Annotated in this window: 32 protein-coding genes and 1 tRNA gene; 18 read left to right on the plus strand and 15 right to left on the minus strand. The window is 65.0% G+C overall.

Features of this window, described 5'->3' with window-relative positions:
* The first annotated feature begins 9 nt into the window (after window positions 1–9).
* The 4 genes from J0H39_03590 to J0H39_03605 are packed head-to-tail and all read left to right on the plus strand — an operon-like array spanning window position 10 to window position 2,630.
* Complete coding sequence (locus tag J0H39_03590) at window positions 10–999, plus strand: hypothetical protein (protein MBN9495816.1); 990 nt, start codon at window positions 10–12, stop codon at window positions 997–999.
* Between the two features lie 22 nt (window positions 1,000–1,021).
* Window positions 1,022–1,948, plus strand: coding sequence for a signal peptide peptidase SppA (gene sppA, locus J0H39_03595; protein MBN9495817.1), 927 nt, complete (start codon window positions 1,022–1,024; stop codon window positions 1,946–1,948).
* A gap of 24 nt (window positions 1,949–1,972) precedes the next feature.
* Complete coding sequence (gene ihfB, locus J0H39_03600; GenBank protein ID MBN9495818.1) at window positions 1,973–2,269, plus strand: integration host factor subunit beta; 297 nt, start codon at window positions 1,973–1,975, stop codon at window positions 2,267–2,269.
* Window positions 2,270–2,288: 19 nt separating this feature from the next.
* Complete coding sequence (locus J0H39_03605; GenBank protein MBN9495819.1) at window positions 2,289–2,630, plus strand: LapA family protein; 342 nt, start codon at window positions 2,289–2,291, stop codon at window positions 2,628–2,630.
* Here the strand turns inward: J0H39_03605 and J0H39_03610 are convergent.
* Together J0H39_03610 and J0H39_03615 are read right to left on the minus strand one after the other, a co-directional pair.
* Window positions 2,627–3,520: a polysaccharide deacetylase gene (locus J0H39_03610; GenBank protein MBN9495820.1), complete on the minus strand. Its 894-nt coding sequence runs from the start codon at window positions 3,518–3,520 to the stop codon at window positions 2,627–2,629. The two genes, J0H39_03605 and J0H39_03610, sit on opposite strands and share 4 nt — an antisense overlap.
* Entirely contained in the window at window positions 3,510–4,940 is a 1,431-nt protein-coding gene (locus J0H39_03615) for an NAD(P)/FAD-dependent oxidoreductase (protein ID MBN9495821.1), read from the minus strand. The genes J0H39_03610 and J0H39_03615 overlap by 11 nt, the downstream gene beginning before the upstream one ends.
* A gap of 112 nt (window positions 4,941–5,052) precedes the next feature.
* Between J0H39_03615 and J0H39_03620 the strand changes: the two genes are divergently transcribed.
* Window positions 5,053–6,015 carry an ornithine cyclodeaminase family protein gene (locus J0H39_03620; protein MBN9495822.1) on the plus strand — a complete coding sequence of 321 codons (963 nt, stop codon included), beginning with the start codon at window positions 5,053–5,055 and terminating at the stop codon, window positions 6,013–6,015.
* Between the two features lie 453 nt (window positions 6,016–6,468).
* Entirely contained in the window at window positions 6,469–7,131 is a 663-nt protein-coding gene (locus J0H39_03625) for a cold shock domain-containing protein (GenBank protein ID MBN9495823.1), read from the plus strand.
* A gap of 65 nt (window positions 7,132–7,196) precedes the next feature.
* Here J0H39_03625 and J0H39_03630 read toward each other — a convergent pair whose 3' ends face one another.
* From J0H39_03630 to J0H39_03640, 3 genes are all read right to left on the minus strand, one after another.
* Complete coding sequence (locus tag J0H39_03630; GenBank protein ID MBN9495824.1) at window positions 7,197–7,985, minus strand: phosphodiesterase; 789 nt, start codon at window positions 7,983–7,985, stop codon at window positions 7,197–7,199.
* A gap of 1 nt (window position 7,986) precedes the next feature.
* Window positions 7,987–8,811 (minus strand): 23S rRNA (adenine(2030)-N(6))-methyltransferase RlmJ, encoded by an 825-nt coding sequence (locus tag J0H39_03635; protein ID MBN9495825.1) that lies wholly within the window; start codon window positions 8,809–8,811, stop codon window positions 7,987–7,989.
* A gap of 128 nt (window positions 8,812–8,939) precedes the next feature.
* Window positions 8,940–9,986 (minus strand): Fe(3+) ABC transporter substrate-binding protein, encoded by a 1,047-nt coding sequence (locus tag J0H39_03640; GenBank protein MBN9495826.1) that lies wholly within the window; start codon window positions 9,984–9,986, stop codon window positions 8,940–8,942.
* A 220-nt stretch (window positions 9,987–10,206) separates the two neighbouring features.
* Here J0H39_03640 and J0H39_03645 point away from each other — a divergent pair, with 220 nt between their 5' ends.
* The 3 genes from J0H39_03645 (at window position 10,207) to J0H39_03655 (ending at window position 12,944) form a co-directional block, all read left to right on the plus strand.
* Window positions 10,207–11,406: a DUF2336 domain-containing protein gene (locus J0H39_03645; protein ID MBN9495827.1), complete on the plus strand. Its 1,200-nt coding sequence runs from the start codon at window positions 10,207–10,209 to the stop codon at window positions 11,404–11,406.
* Window positions 11,407–11,410: 4 nt separating this feature from the next.
* Window positions 11,411–12,643 (plus strand): EAL domain-containing protein, encoded by a 1,233-nt coding sequence (locus J0H39_03650; GenBank protein ID MBN9495828.1) that lies wholly within the window; start codon window positions 11,411–11,413, stop codon window positions 12,641–12,643.
* 106 nt (window positions 12,644–12,749) lie between these two features.
* The gene (locus J0H39_03655; GenBank protein ID MBN9495829.1) at window positions 12,750–12,944 is read left to right on the plus strand and encodes a hypothetical protein; all 195 of its coding nucleotides are present in this window, start codon (window positions 12,750–12,752) and stop codon (window positions 12,942–12,944) included.
* Window positions 12,945–12,951: 7 nt separating this feature from the next.
* Here J0H39_03655 and J0H39_03660 read toward each other — a convergent pair whose 3' ends face one another.
* The 3 genes from J0H39_03660 to J0H39_03670 form a co-directional block, all read right to left on the minus strand.
* Entirely contained in the window at window positions 12,952–13,515 is a 564-nt protein-coding gene (locus J0H39_03660; GenBank protein MBN9495830.1) for an HNH endonuclease, read from the minus strand.
* Between the two features lie 173 nt (window positions 13,516–13,688).
* On the minus strand, window positions 13,689–14,030 hold the full coding sequence (locus J0H39_03665) for an NUDIX domain-containing protein (protein ID MBN9495831.1): 342 nt from the start codon (window positions 14,028–14,030) through the stop codon (window positions 13,689–13,691).
* Between the two features lie 50 nt (window positions 14,031–14,080).
* Window positions 14,081–14,737 (minus strand): dienelactone hydrolase family protein, encoded by a 657-nt coding sequence (locus J0H39_03670; protein ID MBN9495832.1) that lies wholly within the window; start codon window positions 14,735–14,737, stop codon window positions 14,081–14,083.
* A gap of 314 nt (window positions 14,738–15,051) precedes the next feature.
* Here J0H39_03670 and gluQRS point away from each other — a divergent pair, with 314 nt between their 5' ends.
* A complete protein-coding gene (gene gluQRS, locus J0H39_03675) occupies window positions 15,052–15,870 on the plus strand; it encodes a tRNA glutamyl-Q(34) synthetase GluQRS (protein ID MBN9495833.1) in 819 nt (272 codons plus the stop codon).
* On the opposite strand, the gene J0H39_03680 is transcribed toward gluQRS, so the two are convergent.
* Entirely contained in the window at window positions 15,867–16,712 is an 846-nt protein-coding gene (locus J0H39_03680) for a DUF4743 domain-containing protein (GenBank protein MBN9495834.1), read from the minus strand. The two genes, gluQRS and J0H39_03680, sit on opposite strands and share 4 nt — an antisense overlap.
* Window positions 16,713–16,760: 48 nt before the next feature.
* Between J0H39_03680 and J0H39_03685 the strand changes: the two genes are divergently transcribed.
* From J0H39_03685 to J0H39_03700, 4 genes are read left to right on the plus strand one after another with little or no spacing between them, the layout of a single operon-like run.
* On the plus strand, window positions 16,761–17,192 hold the full coding sequence (locus J0H39_03685) for a hypothetical protein (GenBank protein MBN9495835.1): 432 nt from the start codon (window positions 16,761–16,763) through the stop codon (window positions 17,190–17,192).
* The gene (locus J0H39_03690) at window positions 17,189–17,458 is read left to right on the plus strand and encodes a barstar family protein (GenBank protein MBN9495836.1); all 270 of its coding nucleotides are present in this window, start codon (window positions 17,189–17,191) and stop codon (window positions 17,456–17,458) included. The genes J0H39_03685 and J0H39_03690 overlap by 4 nt, the downstream gene beginning before the upstream one ends.
* A 4-nt stretch (window positions 17,459–17,462) precedes the next feature.
* A complete protein-coding gene (locus J0H39_03695) occupies window positions 17,463–17,675 on the plus strand; it encodes a twin transmembrane helix small protein (protein ID MBN9495837.1) in 213 nt (70 codons plus the stop codon).
* 3 nt (window positions 17,676–17,678) lie between these two features.
* The gene (locus J0H39_03700) at window positions 17,679–18,242 is read left to right on the plus strand and encodes a cob(I)yrinic acid a,c-diamide adenosyltransferase (GenBank protein MBN9495838.1); all 564 of its coding nucleotides are present in this window, start codon (window positions 17,679–17,681) and stop codon (window positions 18,240–18,242) included.
* 3 nt (window positions 18,243–18,245) lie between these two features.
* On the opposite strand, the gene J0H39_03705 is transcribed toward J0H39_03700, so the two are convergent.
* Both J0H39_03705 and J0H39_03710 read right to left on the minus strand, forming a co-directional pair.
* Window positions 18,246–19,670: a hypothetical protein gene (locus J0H39_03705; GenBank protein MBN9495839.1), complete on the minus strand. Its 1,425-nt coding sequence runs from the start codon at window positions 19,668–19,670 to the stop codon at window positions 18,246–18,248.
* Window positions 19,667–20,713 carry a hypothetical protein gene (locus J0H39_03710; protein ID MBN9495840.1) on the minus strand — a complete coding sequence of 349 codons (1,047 nt, stop codon included), beginning with the start codon at window positions 20,711–20,713 and terminating at the stop codon, window positions 19,667–19,669. Before J0H39_03710 ends, J0H39_03705 begins: the two co-directional genes overlap by 4 nt.
* 249 nt (window positions 20,714–20,962) lie before the next feature.
* On the opposite strand from J0H39_03710, the gene J0H39_03715 reads away from it, so the two are divergent.
* Both J0H39_03715 and gcvA read left to right on the plus strand, forming a co-directional pair.
* Complete coding sequence (locus J0H39_03715; GenBank protein MBN9495841.1) at window positions 20,963–21,400, plus strand: nuclear transport factor 2 family protein; 438 nt, start codon at window positions 20,963–20,965, stop codon at window positions 21,398–21,400.
* Window positions 21,401–21,461: 61 nt separating this feature from the next.
* Complete coding sequence (gene gcvA / locus J0H39_03720) at window positions 21,462–22,373, plus strand: transcriptional regulator GcvA (GenBank protein MBN9495842.1); 912 nt, start codon at window positions 21,462–21,464, stop codon at window positions 22,371–22,373.
* Here gcvA and J0H39_03725 read toward each other — a convergent pair.
* A complete protein-coding gene (locus J0H39_03725; protein MBN9495843.1) occupies window positions 22,336–23,130 on the minus strand; it encodes a crotonase/enoyl-CoA hydratase family protein in 795 nt (264 codons plus the stop codon). The genes gcvA and J0H39_03725 overlap by 38 nt on opposite strands.
* A 229-nt stretch (window positions 23,131–23,359) precedes the next feature.
* Window positions 23,360–23,731 (minus strand): DUF423 domain-containing protein, encoded by a 372-nt coding sequence (locus J0H39_03730; protein ID MBN9495844.1) that lies wholly within the window; start codon window positions 23,729–23,731, stop codon window positions 23,360–23,362.
* Between the two features lie 60 nt (window positions 23,732–23,791).
* Between J0H39_03730 and J0H39_03735 the strand changes: the two genes are divergently transcribed.
* On the plus strand, window positions 23,792–24,577 hold the full coding sequence (locus J0H39_03735; GenBank protein MBN9495845.1) for an SDR family oxidoreductase: 786 nt from the start codon (window positions 23,792–23,794) through the stop codon (window positions 24,575–24,577).
* Window positions 24,578–24,686: 109 nt separating this feature from the next.
* A tRNA-Thr gene (locus tag J0H39_03740) sits at window positions 24,687–24,761 on the plus strand.
* Window positions 24,762–24,800: 39 nt separating this feature from the next.
* On the opposite strand, the gene J0H39_03745 is transcribed toward J0H39_03740, so the two are convergent.
* Together J0H39_03745 and J0H39_03750 are read right to left on the minus strand one after the other, a co-directional pair.
* Window positions 24,801–25,214 carry a hemin receptor gene (locus tag J0H39_03745; GenBank protein MBN9495846.1) on the minus strand — a complete coding sequence of 138 codons (414 nt, stop codon included), beginning with the start codon at window positions 25,212–25,214 and terminating at the stop codon, window positions 24,801–24,803.
* Window positions 25,215–25,320: 106 nt separating this feature from the next.
* Complete coding sequence (locus J0H39_03750) at window positions 25,321–26,235, minus strand: aspartyl/asparaginyl beta-hydroxylase domain-containing protein (GenBank protein ID MBN9495847.1); 915 nt, start codon at window positions 26,233–26,235, stop codon at window positions 25,321–25,323.
* Window positions 26,236–26,294: the final 59 nt, after the last annotated feature.

The raw sequence follows: 26,294 nt of genomic DNA on the forward strand, positions 1-26,294 counted from the left end.
CCGAACCGAATGTCCGACGCCGCCACCAAGAACGAACCGCCTGCCGAACTTCCGCCACCGAAAAAAGCGGATAAGAGCAAGCAATTCGCCTTCGATCATGCCGTCTTCCAGGTGAAGGGGGCGTATTTCGGATTCGGCAAGGATGGCGACACGGTGTGCCTGCATGTGCCGCTGGGCGACATCATGGCCGCGTTGCCGCTCGACGCGGTGCTGATCCAGTTCAAGATCGACAAGGACAGCGAGGACGCCAAGCTCCTCGAGGTCGTCCAGAAGTCGATGAAGTACGTGCGCCGGATCGAGCCGGGCGATTCGATCCCCGCCGAAATTCTCGACGGCACGGCGTCGTGGCGCGTGGAGCCGCATCACGTCGCGCGCGCCAATGCGCGCATCTCGGTCTCGATCCTTTCGTGGATCAACGGCAAGCCGGTCGAATTCGGCGACGCGCACCAGCTCGAATCCATCGCGAACAACCCGGAGACCAAGAAGAAGGTCCAGGAAGCGTTCGAGCTGCTGGCCGAGAAATTGGGCTTGGGCCGCGCCAACAAGAATCAGGTTGTCGACAAGATCGAACAGCTCGCCAAGGAAAGCGCCTATATCGAAGCGCTGCGCGAGCGTTTCACCGATATTCAAAAGGTCTATACGGGCTTCAACATCCTGCACAACATCTACAAGCGCGAGCGCGGCGTGCAGGAAGAAATCGGCCGTATCCGTATTCTGATGAAGAAGCCGGTCGACGATATCTCCGGCATTCTGCTGCAGGTCGACGCGAACACGGGCGAAGTCTTCAACGTGCTGAAGCGCTTGCCCGAAGTGATCTCCTATATCCGCGAAAAGCGCGACGAGCTGCATCAGCGTTTCATGCTGTGGGACGATATTTTGCCGGCGTGGAAAAGCATGCCGATGGAACGCGACGGGCGCATCGACAAGCTGGTCCGCACGACCTATCGTTTCGTCGCGCGCCATTTCCCGCAGGATTCCGAGTGGAGCCTGATGCGCTGAGTTTGGGCGCGTAGAGGATTCGATGACCGACCCCGAATTGATCGTCGATCGCCGGCGTTTGCGCCGCTCGCGTTCGTTGTGGCGCGCGGCCGCCGTCGTTTTCGGCCTCGGCGTCGTCGGCGTCGCGGTCGGGCGCAGCGATCTGGTGCGCGAGTTCAGCCCCTATGTCGCCGAGTTGCGCGTCGCGGGCATGATCGTGCAGGACCAGGATCTGCTCGACGCGGTCGAGGATGTGATGGCGCGCGACCAGGCCAAGGCGCTGGTGTTGCGGATCGACAGCCCCGGCGGCACGGTCGTGGGCGGCGAAAGCCTCTATCACGCGATCCGCAAAGTCGCGGCCGATAAGCCGGTCGTCGCCGTGATGGGCGAGATGGCGGCGTCGGGCGGCTATATGGTCGCGATCGCCGCCGATCGGATTTACGCGCGCGAAGGCACGATCACCGGCTCGATCGGTGTGATTTTGCAAACGACCGACGTGACGGGGCTCCTCGACAAGCTGGGCGTATCGGCCGAGGCGATCAAATCCGCCCCCTTGAAGGCCGTGCCGTCGCCCTTCGAGAAATTGACCGACGACGGCCGCCGCGCGACCCAAGGTCTGGTCGACGACATGTACGCGATGTTCGTCGGCATGGTCGCCGAACGGCGCGGTTTCGACGCCGAAAAGGCCAAGGAACTGGCCGATGGACGGGTTTTCACCGGCCGGCAGGCCGCCGCCAACGGCTTGATCGACGGGATCGGGGGCCTGGCCGAGGCCCGCGCCTGGCTCGACGAAAAAGGCGTTTCGGCCGATCTGCCGTCCCGGGAAATCCGGGTTTCGCGCGAGGATGAATGGTTCGGCGGGGCCGCCAAGGGGGCGATTCGGGCCATTTTCGGAAAAACCTATCTTCCCGAACGGCTTACGCTTGACGGGCTGGTGGCGGTCTGGCACCCTGAATTACGTATTCGTTAGCGATTTCAACAGGGTGTTGGGGCGATGACCAAATCCGAGCTGATTTTGCGCCTGGCCGAGCTCAACCCGCACCTTTATCAGCGCGATGTCGAGCGTATCGTCTCGACCGTGTTCGATGAAGTCGCCGCCGCTTTGGCCCGCGGCCATCGCGTGGAACTACGCGGTTTCGGCGCGTTCTCGGTCAAGCGTCGCGGCTCGCGCACCGGCCGCAATCCGCGCACCGGCACCTCGGTCGAGGTTTCGGAAAAGCATATCCCGTTCTTCAAGACGGGTAAGGAATTGCGCGAAAAGCTGAACGAACAGCCCAAGCCGGCCGCCTGATCGGGCGGGGCGGCACCCCTTGCGCACGCTCTATTGGATTTTGGCGGGAACGCTCGCGGCGCTCGCGGGGTTATTCGCGCTCAATAATCGCGGCGAGTTGACCGTCGATCTGTGGCCGCTCGGGCCGCAAACGCAAATGCCGGTCTTCGTGGCGCTGGTGGGCGCCCTCTATATCGGTTTCCTGTTCGGGGCGGTTGTCGCGTGGCTGGCGGGCGGGGCGTCCCGCAAGCGTGCGCGCGAAATGGCGCGCAAAGCCGCCACGCTCGACATCGAGCTTCGGGAATTGAAGGCACGGCAAGCCGGTGTGACGAGCGAAACGCCGCAACCGCCGATTCCCCTGCCGCCCGGCTCGCCCTTCTAAACGATCGTTCCATCCGGCAGCGACAGCGCGTGGCGCGCGATCTCGCCGGTACGCGCCAGCCAAATCGCGTCGCGATGCTGGGCGATATGCGCCAGCACGCGGCGCAAATGCAGCAAGCGAAACGGCACGCCCACCAGATAAGGGTGGAGCGACAAATTGAACACCAGCGGGCGCTGGGCCGACAGACGTCGCATTTCGTCGAACATATCGATCACCGCATCGGCCCACACGGCGGGCGGCCATTTCGCCCCCATCAGGCACGGCAGATCGTTGGTGTGGCGCGCATAGGGGATCGACAGCAGTTTTTTGCCGCTGCGCGTGGCGAGGAAATGCGGCTGGTCGTCGGCGGGCCAATCCATCGTGTAGCGATAGCCCGCTTCGGCCAGTAGGTCGGGTGTGACGCGCGTTTCCGAAACCCACGGCCCCATCCAGCCTTGCGGCGGCGCGCCTTCCTCGGCGGCGATGCGTTCGCGGCATGCGGCGAGCAACGCGGCTTCGCCCGCTTCGTCCATCGACGATTGGCGCTCCGCATTCGTGCGGCCATGGCCGACGATCTCCGCCTTGCAGGCGCGCAAGGCTTTCGGAATCGCGGGCGCTTCGTCGTAAGTGGCGGTGTTCATCAACGCGCTGATCGGAAATCCGTCGAGCGCGTCGAGCACGTTCCAGATGCCCACGCGATTGCCATAATCGCGCCAGGCGAAGTTCTGCACGTCCGGCTCGGGCTGCTTGGGGGCCAACTCCGGCCCCATGCCCTCGCCGAACGGAAAGACTTCGACATTGAGTGCCACATAGACCGCCAAACGCTTGCCACCGGGCCACGACCAATCGGGCCGGTCGACCAAGGCGGAGTAGGGATAGCGGCCGTGGCTCGTCAGTTTTTCAAACGCCATTCGGAATCTCGTCGTGATCGCCGTTCAGGAACTGACGATACGCCGCTTCCGCTTGGTCGAGGAACAAGGTTCGCGTGACACCCGCCACGATGCGCGGCGCGATGTATTTCATTCCGCTGTTCGATGCCGAGACGGGGCCGAGGCTCATCACCGACGCGCGGGTGATGTTGAAGATGCGCTTGAGATAGGGGGCGGCCCCAGGCGTTTTCTCCAGCATCTCGCCGTTCGGGCCGAGATATAGGAAGTTCCCGAGGCGCGCATCCGCCATATCGGGCGGCGGGGCGTAGCGATCCTTCCACAACGCCGCGTGTTCGCGGAGCGCGGCGTATTCGGGCCGCTGGGCGATATCGACGTAAAGCCCCGTCGCGACGATCGCGAAATCGTATTCGCGTTTTTGCGCGCCGCTCGTCACCACGATCGTCTTGCCGTCGGGGCTTTCGACCTTGTCCCACGGTGTGGACGGGCACAGCTTGAAACCGGCCTGCGCCATCGCGCGATCATAGGTCGGCTTGGGCGGCGGCTGGCCGATGGCGTAAAGCCTTCGCATATAGGCCCAGCGTTGCGCGTCGGGCAGGGCCGCGAAATGGGATAGGAAGCCCGGATACTCCATCCAGCGGCGCGGATTCTGCCGGGGCAATTGCGCGCGTCGGAAACACAGATCCGCACTCGCCGCCCCCGCTTCGAGTGCGGCGGTGGCGTTGTCGAAAGCGGACGCGCCGGCCCCCAGAATACCGATGCGTTTGCCCTTCAACGTCGCGAAGTCGATCGCATCGTTGGTGTGGGCGTAAAGCGACGCGGGCAATGCGGTGCGGATGAAATCGGGGATCGTGCGCCCGCCCGAACCTTCGGCGCCCATCGCCATCACGACGGTCGAGGCATAGAACACCTTGTCGCCGTCGGGCGTGGCGAAGGTCAGCTTGAACAGCGTGTCGCCCAGTGGCTCGATGCGCGTGCAGTCGTGGCGGTTATGGACGACCGCGCCGGTCACGTGGCGATACCAGCGCAAATATTCCATCCAGGTCGGGCGCGGGATGCGGAACAGCGCGTCCCATGCCGCTGCGCCGTATTTCGCCTCGTACCAGGACCGCACGCCCAGCGATGGAATGCCGAACTCGGGCCCGGTCAGATCCTTGGGCGTGCGCAGCATCGACATGCGCGCGAAGCTCATCCACGGGCCTTCGAAGCCTTCCTCGGCGCGATCGAAGCAGGCGATGCGCGCGACCCCTTCGCGCTTCAAGCCGAAGGCGAGGGCGAGTCCGTATTGCCCCGCGCCGACGATGGCGCAATCCAACGCGACCTTGCCGTCGGGGGCGAGAACGGGCGCGACCCAATCGCGCTTGGGATAGGCGACGATGTCGAGATCGCGCGCGATTCGCGCTTCGAGGGCGGGAAGTCCTTCGATATCGGTCTGGGCGGGCATTCGGTCACTCCGTTGGACCGCACTTGCCAGCAAGCGACATGCCATCCGTGCATGCGGCGCGGAGATTGCTATATTTCGGCCTGAGCGGATTCAATCGCAGCGGAGCAATCGGATGCGGGACGGGACGGGCGGTCCCTTGATCGTCGGGGCGAGCCAGGTCGAGAACATCCTGGAAGTCGCGCCGTTGGTCGAAGCGTTGCGCAACGCGTTCCGGCGCGGCGCGGTCGTACCCGTGCGCCATCACCACGCGATGGAAGTGCCGGGTGCCGCCGATGCGACGCTGCTGCTGATGCCCGCTTGGCAGCCGGGGCGCTATGCCGGCATCAAGATCGTCACCGTGTTCCCGTCGAACGGCGAGCGCGGCTTGCCCTCGGTCATGGGGAGTTATGTGCTGATCTCGGCGCGCGATGGGCGCCCACTCGCGGTCATCGACGGTTCGATGCTGACGCTGAAGCGCACCGCCGCCGCCTCGGCGCTCGCGGCCAAATATCTCTCGCGTCCCGACGCGTCGAAATTGCTGATGGTGGGCACGGGCGCGCTCGCCCCGCATTTGATCCTCGCCCATGCCAGCGTGCGGCCGATCACCGAGCTTGTCGTCTGGGGCCGCGACTTCGCCAAGGCCGAACGCCTGGCCAAGAATTTCGACGGCCGCCGGTTGAAAGCGCGCGCGGTGCGTTCGCTGGAAGACGGCGTTGCTTGGGCCGACACGATCTCCTGCGCCACGCTGGCGAAGGAACCGCTGGTGCGCGGCGCATGGCTGCGGCAAGGCCAGCATCTCGATCTCGTCGGCGGCTTCACGCCGCAAATGCGCGAGGCCGACGACGAAGCCGTGACGCGCGCGCGCGTCTATGTCGATACCTATGCCGGGGCGATGAAAGAGGCGGGCGATATCGTCCAGCCTTTGGCGAACGGCGCGCTCGACGAAAAACAGATCGCCGGCGAATTGGCCGAGTTGGCGCAAGGCCGTGCGGCGGGGCGATCCTTCCATAACCAGATCACGCTGTTCAAATCGGTCGGCACCGCGCTCGAAGATCTCGCGGCGGCCGAACTCGTCTACGAAACGATCCGCAAATAAATCCGCCGTCCGGCGGCCGATCGGGGGCGCCGGGCGCGTGATGCCGGCTGCTCAAACATGCGGCAAGCCGGTTCTTGCGACGGTCCCGCACCCGGCGCCGACACATTCCCTGGTGTTCGTCCGGCCCGGCGACACCGCGATATATGATATCCCCACGGCGTCTTGTGAATCCCGCGACGGCGCCGGCAACCATGTCCAATTTAGCTTCGCTACAAGCCAAGGCGGTTTTTCCCCCCTTTGCGGTTTTCCCGGGCGCTGCTAAATTCAACGATGGCGGAACAGGATCGTCTTCGAAAAGAAAGACACTGATACGTCGCAAACGCGCACGTGATTGCGAAGGGCGCACGGGAACAGCAATCGCAGCGCGCGGACAGGGAAACGAAGACGTCGTGCCGGTCAACGCCCGACGACGCAACACTGAGGACGATGGATATGCCTTCGGGTGACGGGACGATGCGGGCCACGGTGAAGTGGTTCAACACCGCCAAGGGTTTCGGGTTCGTGACGCCCGGCGACGGTTCGCCGGAAGCCTTCCTCCATCTCTCCGCATTGAAGCAGGCCGGTTACGAATCGGTCGGCGAAGGTGCGGCTGTGACGGTGGAGATCGGTCAGAGCCCCAAGGGCCGTCAGGTCCTTCGCGTGCTGGAAGTCGATAATTCGACGTCGCGGGCACCCGCGCCGCGTCCGCGTCAGGGCGGCTTCGGCGATCGTGGCGACCGCGGTGGCTATGGCGGCGGCGGCGGTTACGGCGGTGATCGCGGCGGCTACGGTGGCGGCGGCGGTTACGGCGGCGATCGTGGTGATCGCGGCGGTTACGGCGGTGGCGGCGGTGGCTTTGGCGGCGCGCCCGCTTATCAGCCGCCCGTGAATCTCGAAAACGCCGAAGACATGGACGGCGTGGTGAAGTGGTTCTCCGGCCTCAAGGGCTATGGCTTCGTCCAGCCCAATGGCGGCGGCAAGGACGTGTTCGTCCACATCACCGTGCTGCGCAACGCCGGTCTTCAGAATCTGGCGCCCGGTCAGCCGGTGCGTATGAAGGTCGTGACCGCCCGCAAGGGCCCCGAAGCCGTGACGGTGGAACTCACCGGCCCGGTCGGCCCCGCGCCGGGCGAATAAGTTCCGTACCCGCGGAGAAAGAAGGGGCGCGACGGCGAAGGCCGTCGCGCCCTTTTCGTTTTTGATTAAAGCGCGACCGCTTCGAACGGCCCGACGGCGCGGGTCGAGGTGATCAGCTTCGCGCCGTCCCATAGATGCAGCTGGAAGCCGGGCGCCTCGTCGGTCCACATCGCGGGCGCTTTCTTCCGCCAATCCAGCGCGAATTGATGCGCGGTCGACGGGCACACGCTGGCGATCGTGCCGCCGAACGGGGCGATCATCTGGCGATGCAGATGGCCCGACACGATGCGCACGATCTGCTTGTTCTTCGCGACGATCTTCTCGAACGCCGCCGCACCCGCGAAGGGCCATGCTTCGACATGGCCGATCGCGGTGTCGAAGGGCGGGTGATGCGTGGCGATCAGCGTGGGCCGATCGGGTACCGCCGCCAGGGTGGCTTCCAGCCAGGCGAGACGCTTTTCGCACAACTCGCCGTTCACCTTGCCGGGCACATGCGTGTCCAGGCCAATGATCCGCAAGGGCCCAAGATCGTCGCGCACCCAATGCAGGAACTCGCCTTCGCCCATGATCGTGGTCTTGCCGAAGGCGGCGTGCAGCGTGTCGCGCGCATCGTGATTGCCGGGGATGATCGCCAGCGGCATATCGAGCCGGTCGAGCAACGGTTTGATGCGCGCATACTCCTCGGCCGAGCCGCGATCGACCATGTCGCCGGTCAGCAAGGCGAGATCGGGTTTGGGCTCCAGCGCCAGGATCGCGTCGATCGCGCGCGCCAGCATCGCGTGGCTGTCGAAGCGGCCATAGACGCGCTTGCCGTCCTCCAGCACATGGGTGTCGGTGAATTGGACGATCAGCATGTCACTCCCCCGCCAAAACGCGGATCTCGACCTTGGCGCCCGGCTTGAACCGCGCCGCACACCAATCCCAAGCCTCGCGCATCGCTTCTTCGTAGCGCCACGGCGCGTTGATCGCCAGGATTCCGCAGCCGCGCAAGCCTTTCGCGTCGGGCGTGGCCGGCCACTCGATTTCCGCGAGCGTCACGCGGCGCGTCTCGCCCGTCGCATAGGCCGCGATCAGCGCGTCGGGCCCTTCCCGATCCTTGATCGGATACCAGGCGAGAAACACGCCGGTCGCGAAACGCTTCAAGCCATGGCGCAGGCCGCGCGCGAGTTTGTCGAACTCGTCTGTCGATTCGAACGGCGGATCGATCAGCACCACGCCGCGCCGTTCGCGCGGCGGTAATTTGGATTTGATGGCGGCGTAGCCGTCGTCGGCGACGATTTCGATTCCGCTTTCGCCGGCAAAGGTCCGCTGCAACGTCGCGGCGTCGACTTGATGCAGTTCGCACAGCATCGCGCGATCGCCGTCGCGCAGGAAATGGCGCGCCACGCGCGGACTGCCCGGATACCAGCGCGCCGGCAGATCGGCGAGGACGGCGGCGTAGGGGGCGAGCGATTCGGGTGCGGCCGCCAGATCGTCGCGCAGTTTGGCGATGCCGTCGCGCCATTCGCCGGTGCGCGTCGCCTGATCGGCTTCGAGATCGTATTCGCCCAGCCCCGCATGGGTGTCGAGCACGGCGAAGGGCTTGGGCTTTTCAGTCATGCGCGCGAGCACCCAGGCATAGGTCGCATGCTTGACGACATCGGCGAAATTGCCGGCGTGGAAGGCGTGTCGGTAGTTCATGGTGGCGCGCAATCTAGCGCGCGATCGAGGCCAGCGCCCCAAAAAGTAATCGGGCCGCCGTCCATTCCCGGGAGCGGGGGGAGGACGGCGGCCCGACGCCGCGAGCGGGAAGTAAGGGGCTCGAAACCTTACTTCCAGCCGGCGCGGTCCGTCAGCCGCAGGGCGGCTTCGTTGTTCTGGCCGAACGTGGCCGCGGAAAGCGTATCCTCGCGGAACTCGCCGAATTGCTGGAGGGCGGCCACCAGCTTCGTGCCGCGCACGACCGGATATTCGCTGTTGCCTTCGGCGAAGATCGTCTGCGCGTCGGGCGAGGCGAGATATTCGAGGAAGCGGATCGCGTTCGCCTTGTTCGGCGCGGTCTTGACCACACCCGCACCCGAGATGTTCACGTGCGTGCCGCGATCGCGCTGGTTCGGGAAGATGATGCCGGTCTTGGCCAGCACATCCTTGTCCTTCGCGTCGTTCGAACGGAACAGGTTGGCGTAGTAGTAGGTGTTGACCACCGCGATTTCGCCTTCGCCGGCCGCAACCGCGTAGAACTGGTCGCGATCGCCGCCGCGCGGCGGGCGGGCGAGATTGGCGGCCAGGCCGCGCGCCCATTCCTCGGTCTTCGCCTCGCCGTGGACGGCGATCATCGCGCCGGTTAGCGACTGGTTATAGACGTTGGTCGACGAGCGGATGACGACCTTGCCCTTGAGCTTCGGGTCGGCGAGCGATTCGTAGGTCGGCGCGTCGGCCGGGTTGAACTTCGCCTTGTCGTAGATGAACACGCGCGCGCGCTTCGACAGGCCGAACCAATGGCCTTCCGGCTCGCGGAAATGGGCGGGAATCGCGGCTTCCAAAGCGGCCGACTTCACCGGCTGCAGAACGCCGGCCGCGTGGGCGCGCCACAGGCGGCCCGCATCGACCGTGACGAACACGTCGGCCGGGGAATTGGCGCCTTCGGTGCGGATGCGCTGGAGCAGCGCGTCGGCCTCGCCCTCGATCCGGTTGACCTTGATGCCCGTCGCCTTGGTGAAATTCGTGTAGATCGCTTCGTCGGTGTCGTAGTGACGGCCGGTGTAGAGATTCACCACGCCGCCCGCGGCACCCTGCGCCCAGGCCGGCACCGAAGCGGTGGCGGCCAGGCCGGCGGCGGTGCCAAGCAGGGCGCGGCGCGAAATCTGGGGGGGCATCAGCGTCATTTCCTTCGAGCCTCGTTGATTGCGAATGATTTGCAATTGCGCGGGCAAGATACAATCGCCGTTTTGGAACTGCAAGTGCAAATTACTCGCAAACTTCGAATTCGCTAGTGACCTCTTCGCGTAGGAGATTCGTTTTATCTGACAATGTCTTGCGGCTGATCTCTATCCCTTGCCCTCGACTCGCGGTTGGGCGTAGGGTTCGCAAATCGGCATGGACGACCTGATTCAAAGCAAGATCCACGACCTGCTGCGCGTGGCCCAAACGGGCCAGCGGGCGGCTCGTGCGACCGTGGGCAACGAGCTCGGCGAAATTCTCGCCGACGTGCCGATGGCGCTCGACCGCGCGGAATATGAAATCGCCGCCGATATCGTGCGCCATTTGGTGCGCGACATCGAAGTCGATATCAAGCTGCGCTTGGCCGAACGCCTCGCGGAAACGGCCGACGCGCCCAAGGAATTGGTCGTCGCGTTGGCGAACGACGAAATCACCGTCGCCAAGCCGCTGCTGACGATGAGTGCGGCATTGGCCGACGAAGATTTGATCGAGATCGTGCGCCAGCGCGGGGCCGCCCATCGCCTGGCGATCGCCAGCCGCGACGGCGTGTCCGAAGCGGTCGCGGCGGCGTTGGTCGACAGCGGCGACAGCGACGTGATGAAGGAGCTGCTCGACAACCGCTCCTCGCGCATCGCGGAAGCGACCTACGCCTATCTCGCCGAATTCGCGCGCGAGCGCGACGGGCTGCAACGCCCGCTCGTTTCGCGCGAAGACCTGCCGGGCGACGTGGCGGCGCGCCTCTATGGCTGGGTCGCCGCCGATTTGAAGCGTCAGATTCGCGAACGCCATCCCTTCGACGCCTGGGCCGTGGAATGGGCCGGCGAGATGGAATGGGCGATCGAGGAAGCGAGCGTTCAGGCCGCGTCCGATCACGCCCAATCCTACGATTGGGGCACGGCGACCGACCATCTGGCCGACGCGATTCAAAGCGAGCGCCTCAACGATCCCGCGATCCTGGTCAAGACGCTGCGCCAAGGCCATGTGTCGTTGTTCGAAGCGATCTTCGCGCGCTTCGCCGAATTGCCGATCAAGATCGCGCGCCGCTCGCTCTATCAGCCCGATGGGCGCGCCCTCGCCGTCGCGTGCCGGGCGCTGGGCATGGAACGCGCGCATTTCCTGGCGCTGGCGCAGCTCGTGCGCCGCACCTCGTCCAGCGAAGGCCGCTTGCTGCCGGAAGGCGACAAGCCGCAAGGCGCCTCCGACGGCGCCATCGCGTTGTTCGATCGCATGGGCACGCCCGAAGCGATCGGCATTCTGAAGAAGTGGCGCGAGCAGCCGTCGGCTCCGTCGGGCGTGCGCGGCTTGCCGTGGGCGCGGCGTATCGATCCGTCCGCCATGCCGGGCGCTGGGGTCTGACGCCATGATGGACCCCAAAGGCGAACAGACCGACGAGGAAACCCTCCTCACCGAATTGGAGCGCATCAAGCGCTCCGACGATATCCAGTATCGCTACGGCGCGATCATCGCGATGAACTCGCCCGCGTGGTTCAGCCGCCGGCGCGAGAATTTCCAGCAGATCATCAAGGCGCTGCAGCAGCTCGTCGCGGGCTCGGACGCGGGCGTCTACGCGATGCACAACTACAACATCGTGCTGCTGTTCCGCCGCGACCACCGCTATCACCTCGATTCGATCGAGGACGATCTCAAAGGCATTCTGCGCACCCATGCCTCGGCCGCGGGCCTCGAGGAAGGGCAAGCCGCGCAAGCCTACGAGCTGTTCGCGTTCAAGGACACGTTCGCCGATTTCGAGGCGATCGTTTCGAAGATCTACGAGGATTACAAAGCCTTCCAGGAACGCCGCCAGCGCCTGTTGCAGAAGGCCGGCACGGCGATCGGCTCGTCGCAAGGCCAGCCGCTGACCACGTCGTCGCTGTCGAAGCTGGAAGACCTGCTGCGCAAGGCGGATATCACCGGATTTCTCAAAAGCCAGATCGCTTGCGCGATCGCGCCCGGCGAGCCGATCCGCCCGTTCTTCCGCGAAGTCTTCGTCGGCGTGAACGATCTGCGCCAGCTCGTGGCGCCCAAGAACGATTTGCGCGCGGTCAAGCCGCTGTTCCAGCAGCTGACGCGCACGATGGATCAGCGCGTGCTGCGCGCGATGTTCGACGGTTTCGTCACCCGCCAATCGGGCAACGTGTCGCTGAATTTGAACGTCCAGACGATCATGTCGGCGACGTTCCGCGAATTCGACACGCGCATCGCCAATTTCATCCCGAAAAGCCAGCTGATCATCGAAATTCCGCGCTTGGACGTGTTCTGGGATTTCGCCGAATACCTGACCGCGTGCGAATTCCTGCGCAACGCCGGGTATCGCGTATTGCTCGACGGCGTCACGCTCGACACGCTGCCGATGTTCGCGCGTCCCGAAATGGGCGCCGACTTCATCAAGATCTTCTATCGCACCGAACGTCCGGCCGAATGGCGCGAGGCGGGGCTTGCCGAGAAAATCGCGCAGGCCGAACCGGGGCGCCTGATCATGGCGCGCTGCGAGAACGCCGAGGCGCTGGAATTGGGCCAAGCTTCGGGCATTCGCATCTTTCAGGGCTTCCATATCGACGCGCTGATGCGCGATCCGAACCGCCGCATCGCGTAACGCGCGTCGCAAAACGTAACGCGACTTCCCTGAAATCAACGATCCGTCGCCAGGATTTCGCCACGATCCGCGGCGATACCCATTGCAGCCGATTTGGGAGGCTGTGATGTGGGACCTTCGCTACGACGAGCCGCGTTTGGACGAGATGCTGCGCGATCCGGTCATGCTGGCCGTGATGGATCGCGATCGGGTGACGCGCGAGGACTTGCTGGTCTGCGTCGAGCACGCCCGCCGGCGCCTGTTGGCGCAACGCGCAGCCGCACGGTGCCGCGAACGCGCCCGTCTGCGCGCGATCGACTGAGGCCGCGTCAGGCGGATTCGAGTTCCGAATCCCAGTAGAGGAAATCGCGCCAGCTTTCGTGCAGGAAATTGGGCGGGAAGGCGCGCCCGTTCTCCTGCAATTGCTGCGAGGTCGGCGCTTCGGCCGCATGGCGCGGGAACATGCCCACCTCATGCGGCAGATGGCTGCCTTTGGCGAGATTGCAGCTGGAGCACGCGGTCACGACATTGGCCCAGGTCGTGCGCCCGCCGCGCGAGCGCGGGACGACGTGATCGAAAGTCAGTTCGTGCGCCGGGAACCCGTCGCCGCAATATTGGCAAATGAAGCGGTCGCGCAGGAACACGTTGAACCGCGTGAAGGCGGGGCGGCGCGCCGCCGGCACGTATTCCTTCAGTGAGATGACCGAGGGCAGGCGCATCGCATGGGTGGGCGAGCGCACGACACGGTCGTATTCGTGCACGACATTGACGCGATCCTGAAACACGGCCTTGACCGCGTCCTGCCAGGACCACACCGACAACGGATAATAGGACAGCGGCCGGAAATCGGCGTTCAAGACCAGCGCTGGACAGGCATCGGCCGAAACGTACACGACAAGATCACTCCCTCGAGGATGGTCGAAGGCCGCCTTGCCGATTCGCCGATGGAGCTATCCCGGCGGAGACGCCAAGGCGGAAGCAACGTCGTAGACTCCATTAATTGTTAGGCGAATCGCGGTCCGAACACAATATGTCGGATGGCGCCGAATATTGCGGCGCCGTTAAATCACCCGTCGAGCGCCTTGACCGCCGCGATGGCGGCTTGGGTCAAAGGCTGCGGCAGCGCGTCGCGCGCGAACCAGCCCAGATCGGCGAGTTTGTCGGGCTCGCGGATTTCGGGCGTGCCCGACGCGATCCGCGCGCGCTCCACGACCGAGACCCAGTGGATGCCGCCGGGCAGAATCAGATCGACCGCGCACAGGAAACCTTGCAGATCCAGGCGCACGCCGATTTCTTCTTCGATTTCGCGCAGAATCGCGTCGCGCGTGCCTTCGCCCGGCTCGATCTTGCCGCCGAGCAGGCCGTAGCACCCGGCTTCCGGTTCCGTCAGCCGGCGGGCCAGCAGCATGCGCCCGTCGCCGTCCAGAATCGCCGCCCCGCAGCCGAGGCGCGGGGGCGTCACGCCAGAACGCGGGCGAGGAATTCCAGGCCCTTGGCGATGCCCGCCTCGTCGATCGAATGCGGTAGGCCGGGGCAGGCGAGGGTTTCGACCGGCACATTCAGCGCCGTCAGCGCCTTTTCCGCCGCCGCCATCGACTCGAACGGCACGATCGGGTCCTGGTCGCCATGCACCAGCAGCACCGGCGGGCGCGATTTGATCTCGTCGGCCAGCAAGCCGCCGCCGATCAAGCGCCCCGAGTAACCGGCGACACCCGCGATGGGTGCCGCCCGGCGCGGGGCGACGAACAGCGACATCATCGAGCCTTGGCTGAAGCCCAACAGCGCGATTTTCGCGGGCGGCAATTCGGCCTTGGCGAGTTCGGCATCGATGAACGCATTCAGGATGGGTGCCGCGGTCTGCACGCCCGCCAAAATATTCGCCGGGCTGCGATCGAGCAGCGAGAACCATTGCCAGCCATACGGCGCCATGTCGCATTTGAACGGCGCGTTGGGTGCCACGAACGCCGTATGCGGCAAGGCGCGCGCGAAAATCGGGGCGAGCGAGATCAGATCGTTGCCGTCCGACCCCAGGCCGTGCAGCAACGCGACGATGGAACGGGGCTTGCCCCCGGCGGCCGGGCCCATGCGCGGCCCATCGAGTTGGATATTCGACATGTGCCTTTCCTGGAGCGTGATTGGCAGGGAATGGATCATCTGCGCCGCAGGGATTTTGCGACGCGGGTAGGAGAAGGGTGTGGCGCGTAGTGGTTCTACGCGCAAGCCCTTCGACGACCCCCGCGGCGAAAAAGAACGCGGCCCTCCGGGTTGGATTCCGGCGGGCGCTCGCTTTGTTGCGGCCCTCGCCGATAGGTAGCGCTATCGGCTTCGGACCGCGCCGCGCGGATCGCACACGCCGGAAACCCAACGCAGACGGTCCATTCCCTGCCAATCACGCTCGTGCAGCGGCGCGTGTTAGTGTCGATCCCGCCATGATCGTCACGCGTTTCGCACCCTCGCCGACCGGTTTGTTGCATCTGGGTTCCGCCTATTCGGCGCTGTTCGCCTGGGATCAGGCGCAGCGCGTTAAGGGCCGTTTCCTGCTGCGGATCGAGGATATCGACGATGTCCGCTGCAAGCCGCAATTCGAAACGGCGATGCGCGAAGACCTCGCTTGGCTCGGCCTGCGCTGGGAAGAACCGGTGCGCCGCCAATCCGAGCATCGCGCCGATTACGCCGCCGCGCTGGATCGGCTGAAGGCGAAGGGCGTGATCTATCCGTGTTTTTGTACGCGTGCGGATATCGCGCGCTTCGCTTCGGCCCCGCATGGGATCGAGCCGATCTATCCCGGCACCTGCCGGGGCCTGGCGGCGGACGAGATTGCCCGCCGCCAAGCGCAAGGCCAAGCTTTCGCGCTGCGCCTCGATTCGGCGAAGGCGGCGGCGCTGGCGGGACCGCTCGACTGGCGCGATCTCGATCGCGGCGTGATACGCGCCGATCCCGCCAGCCACGGCGACGTGGTGCTGGCGCGCAAGGATATCGGCACCTCCTATCATTTGGCGGTCACGCTCGACGATCATCTGCAAGGGGTCACGCTGGTCACGCGCGGCGAGGATTTGCTGCCGGCGACGCATATCCATCGCCTGCTGCAAGCCTTGCTCGATTTGAACGTGCCCGATTGGCGTCATCACCGGTTGATCCGCGCCGACGATGGCGAGCGCCTCGCCAAGCGCACGCAAGCGCTGGCGATCCGCAGTTTGCGTGAAAACGGCGAAACACCGGAATCGCTGCGCGCGCGGCTTGACCTTTAGCGCCGCATGCCTTCGACGATGGCGAGATAGTCGGGATGCTCGGGACTGATCAGCCCGTGGCGCACGAAAAAATCGATCAGGACGAGATTGCAGTTGAACTTGAATTCGCGCGTGCGTTCGACCGTTTCGGCGACCCGCGTCCAATGCCACAAAAAGAACTCGTCAATCTCGCCGTCGGTGTTGCGCGGGGTGAAGTCCGGCGGCAATTCCAGATCGAAGCAGAACTGCACGTCGGGCTTCAAACCGTCGGCCGCATCCATGCAATAGGAGATCGCGCCGACGGGCACCACGTTGCGCGCAAGTTCGGGCGGAATGCCGCCTTCCTCGCCGCATTCCTTCACCATGTTGTCGATCAACCTCATGCCGACCGGCTGGCCGCCGGCCACCGTGTTGTCGAGCATGCCGGGATAGGTCGGCTTCAATCGCGCGCGGCGCGCCACCCAAATATGGATGCCGTCCGCTTTGCGCGTGTAGCCGGTCATATGCACGCCGAAGGACCGGATGCCGAAATGCGGGGCGGCCGCGCGCTCGATGACGAAATCATAGGGCCGGCCCCATTCCGGGCAGGCGGGATAGTTTTCGTTGCGCCGCCCCGTCACGATACCGTCGGCTTCCAGCGCACGTACGGCGTTGTCGATCGCGGCCGAACGTTTTTCGACCGTGTCGAAGGCGGGAAGCAGCGTGACGCATTTCCCGTCGGCCGCGAAAATATCCGGCATCCGCGCCAAGCGCGCGGCCAAGGCGTGACGCACCGATCCCACTTGCCGCCCGGCGGCGAAAAAGGGGCGGTAAGCGGCGGGATCGTGTTTGTTGCACTCGGCGATGCGGTCGAGAAAGGACATGGCGGTCCGTCTGTTGCGAAGCGGCGGTGGCGCGCTATATAGCACGCGATGAAACGGTTTTTCGTTCTTCTCGTCGCCTTGCTGGCGCTGCTCGCAGGCCCGCTCTCGGCCGCGGATTTGCGCGGTTTCGCGCGGGAAATGCGGCTCAACGATGTCGACGGATTCGTCGCGACGGTCGAAGCGATCCGCGCGACCGGGCGCCTGCCGGCGGATCGCTATCTCGACAAGGACGACGCGGCCAAGCTCGGCTGGCGGCCGGGCGGCGATCTGTGCCGTGTGGCACCCGGCAAGGCGATCGGCGGCGATCGCTTCTTCAATCGCGAAAAGCGCCTGCCGGAGGCCGCCGGACGGCGCTGGACGGAAGCCGATCTCGATTTCGCCTGCGGGCGGCGCAACGCCAAACGCCTCGTCTTTTCCAGCGATCGACTTATCTATGTGACGATCGATCACTATTCCAGCTTCCGCGAAGTGCCGAAATGAAGCGCGCAATCCTCACCTCGGGCCACGACACGATGGACAAGGTCTATGCGACGCTGTCCGTCGAGCTGGGGTTCCCCGCGTATTTCTCGCCCAATCTCGACGCGTTGTGGGATACGCTGTTGCGCGACGTCGAAGGCCCGTTCGAAATCGCCTGGCGCGACGCGGCCAAAGCCGGGCGCAAGATCGGGCCGTCCTTCAAGTCGCTGCTCGCGCTGTTCGCCGATCTGGCGGAAGCGCGCGGCGATTTCAAATTCCGCCGCCGGTGAAATCATGCAGTTCCTTCTCGCCGTCTTTCCCTATCTGATCGGCGCCGCGTGCCTCGCGGTCGCGGCCACGCTGTTCACCGGCATGGGCGGCATGGCGCAAGGTGGCGAGTTCAACCGGCGCAACGGCAATAAAATGATGCGCTGGCGCGTCGGCTTGCAGGCGCTGGCGCTGCTGCTGATGCTGACCTACGCGTTGCTGCGCAAATACGCGGGCTAGGAAATGGTCAAACTCACGCGCATCTATACGAAGGGCGGCGACAAAGGCGAGACGTCGCTGGGCGACGGCAGTCGCGTATCCAAGGATGCGCTGCGCGTCGCCGCGTTCGGCACGGTGGACGAGGCGAATGCCTGCGTCGGCCTCGCGCGCCTGCATACGAAAGGCGAAGCCGACGCGATGCTCGCGCGCATTCAGAACGATCTGTTCGATCTGGGCGCGGATCTATGCACGCCCGAAACGCCCGATCCGAAATATCCGCCGTTGCGCATCGTGGAAGCGCAAGTCGAACGGCTGGAGCGCGAGATCGACGCGATGAACGAAAGCCTCGCCGCGCTCAATTCCTTCGTGTTGCCCGGCGGTTCGCCCGCATCGGCGGCGTTGCATCTGGCGCGCACGGTCGCGCGCCGGGCGGAGCGCGAGATCGTGGCACTCGCCGCGCGCGAGCAGGTCAACCCCGCCGCGATCCGCTATGCGAACCGCCTGTCGGATCATCTATTCGTGCTGTCGCGCAAATTGAACGACGACGGCGCTGCCGACGTGTTGTGGGTGCCGGGCAAAAACCGCTGAGCGTTATTGCTCGCGCGTGTTTTCGTCGATGACGTTGAGGCCTTCGACCAGCGTCTTTTCGGCCTTGTCGGCGCCGACGACGAGTTCGAGCATACGCACGCTCGAGTAAAGCTCGGCTTCCACGTCCTGGCGGTTTTCGACCGTCAGGCCGCGCGAGCGGATATCGCCGAACAGGCGGCCGGTATGGCCGTCGATCTGGCTTTCGACGCGCTTGATCTCGTCCTTCAATTCCTTGTCGAGGCCGAGCTCGCTCGCGTATTTCGCCGCGAGTTGCAGGGCGAGCAACCGGTCTTCGACCAGCTGCATCTCCCCGATATCGCCTTCGCCCGCGGCCTTGGCGGCCAGGCGGCCGATATCGGCGAGCACGGCGCTGACGTCCTTGCTCGCGTTCTCGATGATGTTCGAGCTGACGACGTCCTTGAGCTTGATCTTGACGCGCTCCAGGCGGCGCGACGCGGCCGCCCCCGACTGGCCCTTCAATTGTTCGCGCCCCTGCGCGATGCCCTTCAGATGGTGCTCGATCTCCTTGGCGAGATCCTCGCGCACCGTGACCTTGCCGTCGTTCGATCCGCTGGCGATCGACCGGCGCACTTCTTCGAAGCGCTGTTCCATATCGGTCACCATCACTTCGGTGGTGATGGAGGCAAGCTCGCCCGTCGAGCCCGCCATGCCCTTTTCGGCGACGCGCACGAAGATCGACAGGATTTCGGTCGGCTGGTCGAGGCGCGCGACGAGCGCATAGACGAGGACGGGCGCGCGCTGGCGCATGCGCGCGTCGACCGCCATCACGGTTTTGCCGATCGCTTCGATATCGTCGTCGGTCAGCGCCACGATGGGCTTGGGCGGCAGCGCTTCGCGCATGCCTTGGACCTCGACCGCGATTTCCATGACGTCGGTGATGTCCTGGAAGTCGAGATACATTTCCGGCCCGCCCAGCTTGGGCGTGATGTCGGCGCGGTAGGAAACGTTCTTTTCCGCGCGCGTGACGATGTCGCGCATTTCCTTGGCGCATTGCGGCCACAGGCGCGCGCCCAGTTCCAGCCACGAGGCGTGGTTCTTGGGCATCGCGCGGATCGCGGTTTCGATCTGCTCGATCTCCGTGCGGCCCAGCTTGTCGACCATCATGTCCCAGGCGGGATCGATGACGGCGCGGCTGATCTTGCCGATGATCTTCGACTGCGTCTTGGGCGCGTTGGTCAGCATGTCCTCGAACGGCATGGCGAACAGGCGCTTGGCGCTCATGCGCCGGTTCGGCCGGACGAGTTGCAGACGCGGACGGAATTGGCCCAGCAGGCCCAACGCCGTCTGATCGGTGTGGTTGCCGGCGCGCTTGCCTTCCAGCGCCCACACGATCTCGATCAGCGTGGACTCCGGAATCTGCGAGAGCCGCTGCGACAGGTCGCCCAACGCTTTGGTTACGTCGGTCATGCGGCTTTCGCCTTATACTTTTCGAGGCGGGTGCGCAGATCGGCGTCGATCGTGCCGGTGACCCAATCCTCCATTGGTTTGACGAGCTTGCGGCGCTGCACGCCGATGTCGCGGATCTTGTCGCGCCGCGCGCCGGTGACTTCCTCCTCGGGAATGATCGGCAGAATGCGCGCGAGTTCCTGCACCACGGCCTGTTGTTCGTGCGGCGCCTTGACGACGGCGTCTTCCCACATCGCGACGAGCAAATCCCAGCCGTCGAGCATCCACGAAATACGCTCGATCGCGTCGCCGATTTCGGTCTGCGACTTCTCCCACGTGGCGACGGTCTTATCGATTTTCTCGAGATAGGCGTCGGCGATCGCGAACGTCTCGGCGGCGAGTGCCGAGGTTTCGCGCGCGACGAGGCTGGCGAGTCCGCCCAGCGGCGCGTATTCGGATTTATCGACTTCCGACCAGCCGCCGATCGAGTTCGCGAATTCCTCGATCCGCTGGCGCATGCGGCGCAGGCGGGGTGCGCGCGTCAGCTTCGGCGTGCCGATGGGACCGAGCAGATCCGACCACGCTTCGACGCGCGCGTAGAGCTCGTTGCCCTCGATATTCACCTTGTGCGCGACGCGCGCCAGAATCAGCTTCGCCTGCTGGCGGCCCGTCTCGCTCTGCACATGGGCGAGCGTGATCTGCAGCTGCCCTTCGGACAATTGCGTGACCGTTTCCGACAGCAGCGAAAACTGGATCAGCAATTTGAAATCTTCCTGCTCCTTCAGCAGGGCCTTCGCTTGCTTGGCGGCGGCGGGGCCGGCCAAGCCGGTCGCGGCGGTGCGCATCGTGGCGCCGCGCACGGCTTCGGGCGTCGAGGCGCCCGCTTCGTCGAGCGCTCGATGCAGAACCCGATCATGGACCGTGAGCGAGAACACTTCCGGCAGAGACTTCCACCCCAGAATGTAGTTGCCCTTCGCGCCGGAAGGGTTGGGCACGACGAGCTCCAGCTCGTCGTAATGACCTCGGACGCGGCTGCCGACGATGATCGGTGTCGTGAACGGCACCGATGCCCCCCGCTCGGCGAAGGTCGGGGGAGCCCAGAACGATTTCGATACGGCTCCGTCCATCGTTCTTGTTCGTCCAACCCGTCCGTTCGACCAATCACGCGAAAGGGGCCCGGTGCGGCAAGGTTGCCGCGCCGAAACCCCGGCAACTTATCCCCAGAACCTAGCAGATCAGGTATTATCAGGCCAGAGATCGCCTATTTGAGTCAAATTGTTAATATCTCGATTCGCAAAATGAGACGACCGAATATGTCCCGTCCGGCAGTTCCCCGTTTCGATCCAGCCCGCGAGCGCCAAGCCGTGCTGTTCGCCAACGAAATCTTCTATCGGGCCTTCACGGATCGGGATTTCGCGGCGATGGACCGGATCTGGGCCAAGGCAACGTCGGTCGCCTGCATTCACCCCGGCTGGCCGATCCTGACGGGCCGCGACGCGGTGATGGAAAGCTGGCGGCGCATTTTGTCCGGCCCCGCACCATCCAGCGTGCCGGTCGAGCCGGACGTCGTTTTCGCGGGCGAAACCGCGCTGGTTGTGTGCCTGGAATCGCTCGATGGCGGCAAAGGCTGGTGTGCGGCGACCAACGCCTTCATACGGGAAGGCGGCGAATGGCGGATGGTGCTGCATCAGGCGGGCCCCGCGCCCAAACCCGCCGAGCCGCCGCCGGCCGATGCCCCGCGCGCGAATTAATCTCACCTTCCGGTGAGGGAAATCCATCTTCCGGACCCAATGCGGGAATTATGCTGGCGCCATGGCCTATCGTCTTCCGCCGCTGAAAACCTTGCGTCTGTTCGAGGCAGCCGCCCGCCACGCGAGTTTCAAGAACGCCGCCGCCGAATTGGCGCTGACGCCCAGCGCCGTCAGCCACGGCATTCAGACGCTGGAGGATTGGCTGGGCGCCAAGCTGTTCGCGCGCGGGCCCGGCGCTTTGTCGCTGACCGAGAGCGGCCGCGACTATCTGCCCAAGATCCGCGACGCGCTGGAAATCATCGCGCGGGCGAGCGACGGCGTGCCGGGGCGGCGCGCCAACGGCAAGCTGACGGTCAGCGTGGCGCCGACTTTCGGCTTGCGCTGGCTCGCCCCCAATCTCGATAAATTCGGCGAAGCGCATCCCGGCATCGAGATCACGCTCGACACCAGCCAGCGCCAGGTCGAATTCCCGCGCGACGGAATCGACGTCGCGATCCGCTTGGGGCGCGGCGACTGGCCGGACCTCACCGCCACGCTGCTGTTCCACGAATGGCTCGTCCCCGTCGCCGCACCCGCGATCGCCGCCGAAATCAGAAGCGTCGCCGATCTCGATCGCCACGCGTCGATCCGCCTCGTCTCGGCGCGCGACGATTGGGAGTCGTGGCGCGAATTGGCGGGTGCGCCGCCCGCCGGGCCCGACACGCCGCCCGCGCGCAAGGTCGATTCGATCATCATGGCGTTCGAAGCCGCCGCTGCCGGTGCGGGTGTGGCGATCGGGCGCTTGCCGTTGATGGGGGCGGAGATCGCGCAAGGCCGCGTCGTGCCCGTGCTGGGGCCGGCGCGGCGCTCGCGCTCCGCCTATTGGCTCGTCTCGACGCGCGAAGCGATGGCGCGGCCGGAAGTCGCCGCGTTCCGCGCGTGGGTGAAGGCGCTGGTCAAGAAGCTGCGCCGCCCGCCGGTGCCGCACGCGTAAGCCACGCGTCCAGCGCCACGCGCAAATCGCGCGTCGGCACCATCTTGGCGAATTGCTCGCTTTCCACCAGCAAGCCTTCGCCGATCGGCAGATTGATCCCGCGCGTCGTCGCCGCGATCACCGACGCCACGGCCAAGGGCGAATGCCGCACGATCTTGTGCGCAAGCTCCAGCGACGCCGCCATCAGATCGGCGTGCCCGACGACGCGATTGACGAGCCCCAATTCCAGCGCGCGATAGGCGTCGAAACTGTCGCCGGTCAGCAGCAATTCGAGCGCACGCTTGCGCCCGGCCAAGCGCGGCAAACGCTGCGTGCCGCCGAAGGTCGGCGGCATGCCAAGCTTGATCTCGGGCTTGGCGAACATCGAGCGCGCCGAAGCGACGGCGAGGTGTGCCGCCTCGGTGATTTCGCACCCGCCGCCATAGGCAAGCCCGTTCACCGCCGCGATCACCGGCTTGGGGAAGGCCTCGATGCGCGCGGTCAGCGTCTGGCCGCGGCGCACGAAATCGCGCACGGCTTGGAACGCGCCCGCGCGCACGCTTTCGGAAAACTGCGGAATGTCGCCGCCGGCCGAGAACGCGCGCTGACCGGCACCCGTAAGAATGACCGCGTGCAAATCGGGATCGATCTCGATCGCGTCGAGCCGGGCGAGCAACGCGTCGGCGGTCGCGTAGTCGATGGCGTTGAGTTTCTTGGGCCGGTTCAGCGTCAGGATCGCGATCTTGCCGTCGCGATGGAACAGCACTTCGTCTTGCATCGATACCTCCGTCGGGATCGCCGATCCTGGCGGCGGCGATGGCGCAAGGGCGAACGAGATTTTTTCGTGTGCGGGTGAATCGATCGCGTTTGGCGCAAGGCGACCTTTCGGCTGCAATCGGCCGCATGAATTATGAATTTCCCGAAGCGCCCCGCCCGCAGAACATGCCATCGATCGCTGCCGCGATCGTGGCACTCGCTCTCTACGTCGCGTTCTATACGCTGGTGGTTTAGCGCCGCCCGAAGGCCGACAGGAACAGCAGCAGCCAGCCGGCCAGGAACGCCATGCCGCCGGCGGGCACGAGCGCGCCGAGATCGAGCCCCAGCAACGCGCGCGCGTAAAGCCCGCCCGAGAACATCAGCACGCCCAGGGCGAAAGCGAGGCCCGCGAAGGACAGGCGGAAGGTCAGGCGCTTTTCGCTCAACGCCGCAATACCGATCAGCGCCAGCGCGTGGATCGCCTGATAGAGCGACGCGGTGCGCAGCCATTCCTTGCCCGCATCGTCGATTCCGGGGTAATGCGCGCCCATCGCCCCCATCGCGACCGCGACGAAGCCGTACAGCGCACCCAAAGCGAGCCAGAACCGCATGATCGGAATCATGCCATTTCCTTGCGACGCCGCAAATCGGATAACGTGCGTCCTTGCGTTCGGGCGAAGGAAATGGCGATGGATCAGGGCTTGGCGGGCAAAACGGCGATCGTGACGGGGGCGTCGCGCGGTATCGGGTTGGCGATTGCCGAGAAACTCGCGGCCGAGGGCGTCAACGTGCTGCTGGTCGCGCGCTCGGGCGATTTGCTTAGCGCCCATGCCGACCGGTTGTCGCGCACGACGCCGTGCGCCGCTTTCGCCGCCGATCTGCGCGACGCGGATGCGGCTTCCCAAGCGGTGGCGGCCGCGCTCGCGCGCTTCGGGCGGCTCGATTTTCTGGTGAACAATGCCGGCGCCACCAAGCGCGGCGATTTCGCGACGCTGACCGATGCCGATTTTCACGACGGCTTCGCGCTCAAGTTCCACGGCACGGTGCGTATGGTTCGCGCTTCGTGGGCGGCGTTGAAGGAAACGCGCGGCGCCATCGTCAACATCATCGGCGCGGGCGGGCGCACGGCGTCGGGCGATTTCACGATCGGCGGTTCGGTCAACGCGGCGCTGTTCAACTTCACCAAGGCGATCGCGCAACCTGCCACGCGCGACGGGATCCGCGTCAACGGCCTCAATCCGGGCTGGATCGAAACCGACCGCTTGAAGGGAAGGCTCGCGCAAGCGGCGAAGGACAAGGGGATCGACGAAGCGACGGCGCGCGCCCAGGCGCTGGCCGAGCTCAAAGTTGCGCGTTTCGGCCAGCCGGCGGAGATCGCCGATTTGGCCGCGGCCCTCCTCGGGCCCCGATTCGCCTATGTGCAGGGGGCACTGATCGATTGCGACGGCGGGCTCACGCGGGCGCTTTAGGGCCCTGAAAACAAGGGGTTTTCGGACCCGGCAGCGCGGGCGGCCCCGGCAGTTGCATCTTGGGCCCGCGTCCTGTAGGTTCCGCGCCGCTTCGAAATGCCCCCGGTGTGCCGCAGTAGCTCAGGGGTAGAGCAGCGCATTCGTAATGCGCGGGTCGGGGGTTCAATTCCCTCCTGCGGCACCATTTCTCGACGATAAAAGAGACGCTTGTCGCGGTGCCGATTTAGCCGCCGTTCTTCGCCGCGTCCTTCATCACGCCGGCCAGCAAGCCATAGGTTGCGGTCCAGGCGGCTTGCGTATCCGGCGTGAACTTGTCGCCCAGGCCCTGCTTCAACGTGAACAGAAGTGCGGCACCGACGATGTCGTAATGCTCGTCTTTCACGCCGTACTTGACGTGGCGCGCGCCCAGCTTCGCCACCGCATCCGCGATTTTATCAACTTGGTGCAGATTGGTGACCGCCGTGCCGATCATCTGCATCAACTTCTTCTTCTGGTCCTTCATCTCCTGCGGGAACATGGCGCGGACCTGCGGCGCGGTCGCGAACAGGCGGTCGTAAAAAATATCGGCCGCCGTATCGGCGATCGGCGCCACCAGCTTGAAACTTTCCTGGACGAGTTTGACTTGCTCCGGCGTCATCGGTCGGCTCCCGTCAATTCGAAGTTGAGGTCAGCAATCGCGCGGCCCACAAATTTTGGCGCACGATTCTGCGAGATCGCCGTGATGGATGCGAATAACGTGCCGCTCAAAGCACGTAATAAAGCCCCGCCAGCACCAGCGCGATGGCGCCGTATTTGATGATGTTATAGGCGGTGCGGTTGCGCTTTTTGACGTTCTGCTTGATGTAGGCGCGCAGCTTGTAGATCGGCTTATACGCCGCCGAGATCCACGAGATCTTGCCTTGCGCATCGGCGCCCGTGAACTTGCTGACCACGCCGAAATCGAGCGCGTCGGCGATCGGCTTGATCGGCCGCCAGAGCTGCGTTTTCTCGACGTCGCAGAACAGGATGATGCGCACCACGTCGGTCTCGTTGATCGCGCTGTGCAGATAGGTCGGGTCGAACAGCAATTCCTCGCCGTCGCGCCACACATGCGGCACGCCGTCGAGCGTCAGCGCGCATTTCTCCGAATTCGGCGTCAGCAGGCCGAGGTGATAGCGCAGCGACGAGGCGACCGGATCGTGATGCCGGCCGAGCCGCGCGCCCGGCGGCAGCACGGTGAACAGCGCCGAACGGACCGAGGGAATCGAATCGACGATCGCGCAGGTCTTGGGACAGGCGGCTTTCGCCGTGGGATCGCATTCCGGGCTGTACCATTTGAGGCGATAGAGCCGCCAGCCGCCCTTCTCGAAGGTGTTGTAGCCGGGCTCGTCCTTCGCCGGGGCGCGGTTGAACACGCCCGCGTCGCGCAGCGCCTGCGCTTCCGCGCGGATGATCGGATAGGCGGCCTTCAATTGATCGAGCCCCGGCACGATGTGGGCGGGGTAGGTCGAGGATTGCTTGCCGCGCGTGAAGAACGTGAACAGGAAGTTCAGCGGCGCGAACAGCATCACATGGTTCGCCAGATACCGGTGGAATTCGAGCCGGTCGGTATAGCGCGAATATGCATAGGCGAAGGTGGCGCCGTAAACGCCCAGCACCGCCGCGAATTCCCACTTCATCGCGCATCCTTTCCTGCGTCGCAACGCTTGCCGATAAAATTACCGAAAGGGATTCGGGC

It is taken from the genome of Alphaproteobacteria bacterium, assembly GCA_017308135.1.
GTDB lineage: Bacteria > Pseudomonadota > Alphaproteobacteria > CACIAM-22H2 > CACIAM-22H2 > Tagaea.